This window comes from Clostridium sp. DFI.5.61 (assembly GCF_024462915.1).
Classification (GTDB): domain Bacteria; phylum Bacillota; class Clostridia; order Oscillospirales; family Oscillospiraceae; genus Lawsonibacter; species Lawsonibacter asaccharolyticus.
This window is the reverse complement of the sequence record NZ_JANGBZ010000040.1, coordinates 21,134-27,214: the sequence shown is the minus strand read 5'-3', so window position 1 is coordinate 27,214 and position 6,081 is coordinate 21,134. Positions and strand designations below refer to the sequence as shown.

The following is a 6,081-nucleotide window of genomic DNA, read 5'->3' as shown; positions in this document are numbered from 1 at the left end:
GGGGGCGCCCCCCCCGCCCCCCCCCCCCCCTTTTGTCGTCTCAGGTCAGCCATTTTCCGGCCCCTGGGATCAGCCGCAGGAGCCAGGCCATGGGCAGGGACAGGGCCAGCAGCACCAGGGCCAGCAGGGGAACAAAGAACACCGGCTCCAAGGCGGTGACCGTCAGCCCCAGCCACCGGAAAAGCAGCATCCACAGCTGGTGGATCAGATAGGCGCCGAAGACATAGCTGCCCAGGGCATGGACCGCCCGGCGGCGGGACCGCTCCTCACTGATCCCCAGCACATAGCGGAACAGAGCGCACAGCGCCGCCGCCGTCAGGGCCACCCCGGGGGCGGTGTCGCTGTACCACAGCTCCCGCCCGCCGCCCAGCAGCGCGTCGCCACCCAGAGTCAGGACCAGCCCCAGGATTCCCAGCAGGTAGAGCAGAAACTCCGGCACCCGCCCGATGGTATAGTGGCGCAGATACCACCCCGCCACATAATAGCCCGCATACCCCAGCACCAGATGGACCTGGAGCCTCTCCAGCAGGGCACCCACCACCCCCTCCGGGTGGAAGGCCGTCCAGGCCGGCAGCAGGCTGGCAAAGAGGAAGCACAGGAGGAGAAAATACAGCACCTCCCCCCGGCTGGCCGCGGCGGTGAACCGGCGCAGCACCGGGTGTACCAGATACAGGCCGAGCAGCGGGTAGAGGACCCGCAGGTGGAAATAGACATCCCCCAGGGCGGCGGACCGCAGGGCACCCAGGATGCCGGACCAGCTCACCGCCCCGCCGCCCAGCAGGTGGGCCGCCAGGGCGTACGCCGCACCCCAGAAGAGCAGCAGGCAGAAGGCCGGCAGGACCAGCCCCGCCAGCGCCCCGGTGAGGGATGGCTTTCCCTCCTCCAGGGCAGCCATCCCCCAGGACATGAACAGGGCCGGCACCGCCCAGCAGGTGAGTCCCTCGTAGATGACGAGCACCTGCCGCGCCCCGGCGGAGACCGCCTCCCCATGGCCCTCTCGGGCCAGGAGCAGCAGGATGGCGGCAAAGACGGTGAAGGTCAGGAAAAAGCCAGACCAGCCGGCGTTTCGCTCTCCCCGGGCCATTTATTTCTTCTCCGGCACGATCTCGATCCAATAGCCGTCCGGGTCGGCAATGAAGTAGATGCCCATGCCCGGGTTTTCAAAGCAGACGCAGCCCATCTCCTTGTGCTTAGCATAAAAGTCGTCGTACTGGTCGGTGACGAAAGCCAGGTGGAACTCGCACTCTCCCAGGTCGTAGGGCTTGTCCCGGTCCTTCAGCCAGGTCAGCTCCAGCTGGAACTCCGTCAGGCCGTCCCCCAGGTAGACCAATTTGAACGAGCCGTCGGAGGCCTCCTTCTCCCGCACCGGCTCCAGGCCCAGTGCCTCCTTGTAGAAGGCCAGGCTCTTGTCCAGATCCAGGACGTTGAAATTGAAGTGGTTGAATTTGATCATGTTCATTCGCTCCTTTCCGGTCGGGACGACCGGTGTCTTTTTATCATTATATCGGGCACAAGCCGATTTTTCAACGGAAAAGTGTCCAAAGACAGGCAAGACCTCTGTTTTGTCCCCTTGCGGGGCGGGGCAAATCGTGGTATGATAGTTTATATTTTATTCCCCGGGTATTAAGGAGGAATTTCCGTGTCATCGGACCATATATGGCCCATCCTGTTTTTTGTCAGCCTGGCCGGCAACCTGATCCTGCTGTTCTACCGCCCTCTGCTGAGGCTGCTTCGCAGGGGGGAGGAGGTCTCGGAGGACGAGATCATGGCCATGGTGGAGGAGGGCGAGGAGTCCGGCGCCATCGAGCGCAACGAGAAGGAACTGATCGAGAACGTCTTCGAGTTCAACAACACCACAGCGGAGGATGTGATGATCCACCGCACCGATATGGTGACCCTCTCCCTGGATGACGATGAGGAGACCATTCTCTCCGCCATTCGGGAGTCCGGTCTGTCCCGCTTCCCGGTCTATCAGGGAAACGTAGACGACATCGTGGGCATCCTCTCCACCCGCCAGTATCTGCTCAACTTCCATGTGGAACGTCCCCAGGAGCTGCGGGCGTTGCTGCGCCCGGCCTACTTCGTGCCGGAGACGGTGCGGGCTGACGTGCTCTTCCGTGACATGCAGAGCAAAAAGATCCACATGGCCGTGGTGGTGGATGAGTATGGCGGGACCAGCGGACTGGTGACCCTGGAGGACCTGCTGGAGGAGCTGGTGGGCAACATCTATGACGAGTTTGACCCCCAGGCCGAGCAGGAGATCATCCAGCTGGAGGAGAACCTGTGGCGGGTCTCCGGCTCCGCTGACCTGGAGGAGCTGGCCGAGGCCATGGACTTCCAGCTGCCCGAGGACGAGGACCGGGACTATGACACCCTGGGCGGGCTGGTCTTTGCCCAGCTGGCGGTCATCCCGGAGGACGGGAGCCGCCCCGTGGTGGAGGCCCTGGGCCTGCGCATCCGGGTGGAGGAGCTGTGCGACCGCCGGGTGGAGTGGGCCCTGGTGGAAAAGCAGGCGCCCGCTGCTGCCGCCTGCGAATAGAGACGCGCTTCAGGACTGCCGCGGCCTTGCCTGCGGCGGTCCTGTTTTTTCCGCCCCGGGCGGGCAGATCAGAGAGAAAGGAACTTCACCCATGACAAAGGCGATCTTTTTCGATGTAGACGGCACGCTGGTCAGCTTCAAGACCCATCAGATCTCCCCAGCCGTCCGCCAGGCCCTCCAGGCCCTGCGGGAGCGGGGGATCAAGCTGTTCCTGTCCACTGGGCGGCACCTCGCCATGCTGGATCCGGTGCGACAGGTCTTTGACTTCGACGGCTATGTGACCCTCAGCGGCCAGTACTGCACGGCCCAGGGACAGGTGCTGCGGAGCACTCCCATGCCCCCTGAGGCGGTGGAGGAGCTGGTGGCCGCCGCCCGGACCGACGCCTTCTCCTGCATCTTCCTGGAGGGAGAGGAGATCTATATCAACTGCATCAACGAGATGACCCGGCAGTTCATCCGGGATCTGTCCATCCCTATGCCCCTCCAGCGCCCTGCGGACTACGCCCGGGGCCGGGAGGTCTATCAGGCGGTGACCTTCCTGACCCAGGAGCGGGAGCATCTGCTGCTGGACCGGGCCCCTCACCTGAAGACCACCCGGTGGCACCCCAATTTCCTGGACGTAATCCCGCCCAGCGGGGGCAAGGACCGGGGGATGGACGCGCTTCTGGACTACTTCCGCATCCCGGTGGAGGACGCTATGGCTTTCGGAGACGGGGAAAACGACCTGTCCATGCTGCTCCACGCGGGCATCGGGGTGGCCATGGGGAGCGCCCACGAGGAGATGAAGCGGCAGGTGGACTGGGTCACCGGAACAGCAGACGAGGACGGCGTGGTCCAGGCGCTGGCCCATTTCGGCCTGATTTGAGGGCGGCGAGAGATTGTACTGGAACTTTCGACAAAAAAGGTGTACAATAAAACTGAAAAATCGGCATATAAAAAGGAGGACACTGGTATGAAGCTGAGTTTCTTCGGCGCGGCCCACGCTGTCACGGGGAGCTGCCACTGTCTGGAAGTCAACGGCAGGAAGATCCTCATCGACTGCGGCTTGCAGCAGGGCCGGGACGAGCACGACGACAACGCCCTGGACTTCGCCCCCGGCCAGATCGATTACTGCCTGGTCACCCACGCCCACATCGACCACTCCGGCCGGCTGCCACTGCTGGTCAAGGAGGGGTTCCAGGGGCAGATCATCACCACCCGTCTCACCGCCCAGCTCCTGTCCATCATGCTGCGGGACTCGGCCCATATCCAGGAGAGCGACGCCCAGTGGCAGAACCAGAAGGGCAAGCGGGCCGGCCGTGACGCAGTGGAGCCTCTCTACACTGTGGCTGACGCGGAGGCCGCCCTCCAGCAGCTCTATCCCGTGGAGTACGGCCAGGTGCTGGATCTGTGCGAGGGAGTCCGGGTCCGCTTCACCGATGCGGGCCACCTGCTGGGCTCCTCTGAGGTGGAGCTGTGGCTCACCGAGGGGGATGTGGAGCGGAAGATCGTCTTCTCCGGCGACCTGGGCAACATCGACCAGCCCATTATCCGCGACCCTTCCTTTGTGGAGGATGCGGACTATGTGGTCATGGAGTCCACCTATGGCGACCGGAACCATGAGCCGCCGGAGAGCTACACCGAGTCTCTGGCCCAGCTCATCGACGAGGTGTTCGCCAAGGGTGGGAACATCGTGATCCCCTCCTTCGCGGTGGGCCGCACCCAGGAGCTGCTCTACTTCCTCCGGGAGATCAAGGACCGTGGGCTGGTGAAGAGCGCCCCCAACTTCACCGTGTGCGTGGACAGCCCGCTGGCTGCGGAGGCCACCCGGGTGTACTCCGGCGACCTCCACGGCTATCTGGACGAGGAGGCCATTGCGGTGCTCCAGGGGGGGGACGACCTGTTCACCTTCCCCGGCCTGACCCTGACCCAGTCCACGGAGGAGTCCAAGGCACTGAATATGGACCCGTCCCCCAAGATCATCATCTCCGCCTCCGGCATGTGCGACGCCGGCCGCATCCGTCACCACCTGAAGCATAACCTGTGGCGGCCGGAGTGCGCGGTGGTCTTCGTGGGCTATCAGGCGGAGGGGTCCCTGGGCCGCCGCCTGCTGGAGGGCGCCAAGACGGTGAAGCTGTTCGGCGAGGAAATCGCCGTCCGGGCCCGTATCGTCAACTTCAAGGGGCTCAGCTCCCACGCGGACCGGGATCACCTGCTGGAGTGGGTGGGCCACATCGCGCCGGCGCCCCGGCAGGTCTTTGTGGTCCACGGAGACGCGCCGGTCACCGAGCTGTTTGCTGAGGACCTGAACCAGCGGGGCATCCCCGCCCACGCACCTCTGTACCAGGAGGTCTACGACCTGGCTGCGGACCGGATGCTGGCCAAGGGCGTGGTGCTGGAGGGCAAGCGGACCACTGGCGGCGCCTCCGCCCCTTCGGCGGCCTATGTCCGCCTGGTGGACGTGACCAAACAGCTCCAGGATATGGTGGGCCGCAGCCGCGGCCGGGCCAACAAGGACCTGGGACGGCTGGCCGACCAGCTGAAGGCCATCATGGAGAAATGGGATGCTTGATCTGCCCCCGGGCAGGAGAGAGGAGCGTATATGAAGATCGACCGAAAAGGCCTGAAGGCGCAGGCCAAGCAGGCCATCCGTGCGGCGGCCCCCGTGTTCTGGCTGGTTACCCTGGTGTATCTGCTGCTGACCGAAGGATTGAGCACTGTGGTAGGCTGGCTCGCCCCCACCTTCCAGCCTGCGGACCTGCTTTGGGGCGGAACTGTGGGATGGCTCAGCTTGTTTATCTCCATCCTGCTGACCCTCTATCTGTGGGTGATGGACTTTGGCTATCGCCTGTGGGCCCTCCGCGTCACCCGCAGCCAGCAGGCGGGGTATGGGACGCTGCTGGAGGGTTTCGGCATCGCAGGGCGGGTCATTGCCATGAACCTGCTGATCCTGCTGTTCACCTTCCTGTGGTCCCTGCTTCTGATCTTTGTGACCACCATCCTGGCTTTTTTTGTCCTTGATTCCCTGTTTCTGCAACTGCTGGTGATGGCAGGAATCTATGCGGCAGTCTTTGCCATCATGCTCCGCTATGCCATGGCCCCCTACCTGCTGGCCGACTACCCGGACGACGGCGCGGGGGCTGCGGTCCGCCGCAGCGTGGAGATGATGCGGGGGCGCAAGTGGGAGCTGTTCAAGCTGTATGTTTCCTTCCTGGGCTGGGAACTGCTGGGCGTCCTGCTCACCCTGCTGGCCTATCTGCCCTTCCTCCCCGGTATCCTGGCCCAGGTCAACTCGGTCGCGCAGTTCTACTCCGTCCTGTCCAGTCTCATCCCGGCCGCTGGTCTGGCCCTCCTGATCAATCTGCCCCTCACCCTGTGGCTGACCCCCTACCGCACGGCGGCGGAGGCCCTGTTTTACCGCTCCATCCTGGAGGGACGGCCGGCCGCCCCGGAGACGGAGGCGCAGAGCTGATGTCCGCCGGAATGTGGGCACAGCGCAGCCGATAAATGGATATGAGAGCGGCGCCTGGCCGGGCGCCGCTCTCTTTCGACAAAACCGCGGG

The 6,081-nt window shown here is 64.2% G+C and carries 6 protein-coding genes; 4 read left to right on the top strand and 2 right to left on the bottom strand.

Annotated elements, in window-relative coordinates:
* Window positions 1-40 precede the first annotated feature (40 nt).
* Together NE584_RS14595 and NE584_RS14590 are read right to left on the bottom strand one after the other, a co-directional pair.
* Window positions 41-1,084, bottom strand: coding sequence for an acyltransferase family protein (locus NE584_RS14595; protein WP_256183102.1), 1,044 nt, complete (start codon window positions 1,082-1,084; stop codon window positions 41-43).
* A complete protein-coding gene (locus NE584_RS14590; RefSeq protein WP_050623608.1) occupies window positions 1,085-1,453 on the bottom strand; it encodes a VOC family protein in 369 nt (122 codons plus the stop codon). It lies immediately after the preceding gene.
* 186 nt (window positions 1,454-1,639) lie between these two features.
* Between NE584_RS14590 and NE584_RS14585 the strand changes: the two genes are divergently transcribed.
* From NE584_RS14585 to NE584_RS14570, 4 genes are all read left to right on the top strand, one after another.
* Complete coding sequence (locus NE584_RS14585) at window positions 1,640-2,539, top strand: hemolysin family protein (protein WP_050623607.1); 900 nt, start codon at window positions 1,640-1,642, stop codon at window positions 2,537-2,539.
* A gap of 91 nt (window positions 2,540-2,630) precedes the next feature.
* A complete protein-coding gene (locus NE584_RS14580) occupies window positions 2,631-3,404 on the top strand; it encodes a Cof-type HAD-IIB family hydrolase (protein ID WP_108980648.1) in 774 nt (257 codons plus the stop codon).
* An 87-nt stretch (window positions 3,405-3,491) separates the two neighbouring features.
* On the top strand, window positions 3,492-5,090 hold the full coding sequence (locus tag NE584_RS14575; RefSeq protein WP_108980647.1) for an MBL fold metallo-hydrolase RNA specificity domain-containing protein: 1,599 nt from the start codon (window positions 3,492-3,494) through the stop codon (window positions 5,088-5,090).
* A 30-nt stretch (window positions 5,091-5,120) separates the two neighbouring features.
* Window positions 5,121-5,990: a DUF975 family protein gene (locus NE584_RS14570; RefSeq protein ID WP_108980646.1), complete on the top strand. Its 870-nt coding sequence runs from the start codon at window positions 5,121-5,123 to the stop codon at window positions 5,988-5,990.
* Window positions 5,991-6,081 lie beyond the last annotated feature (91 nt).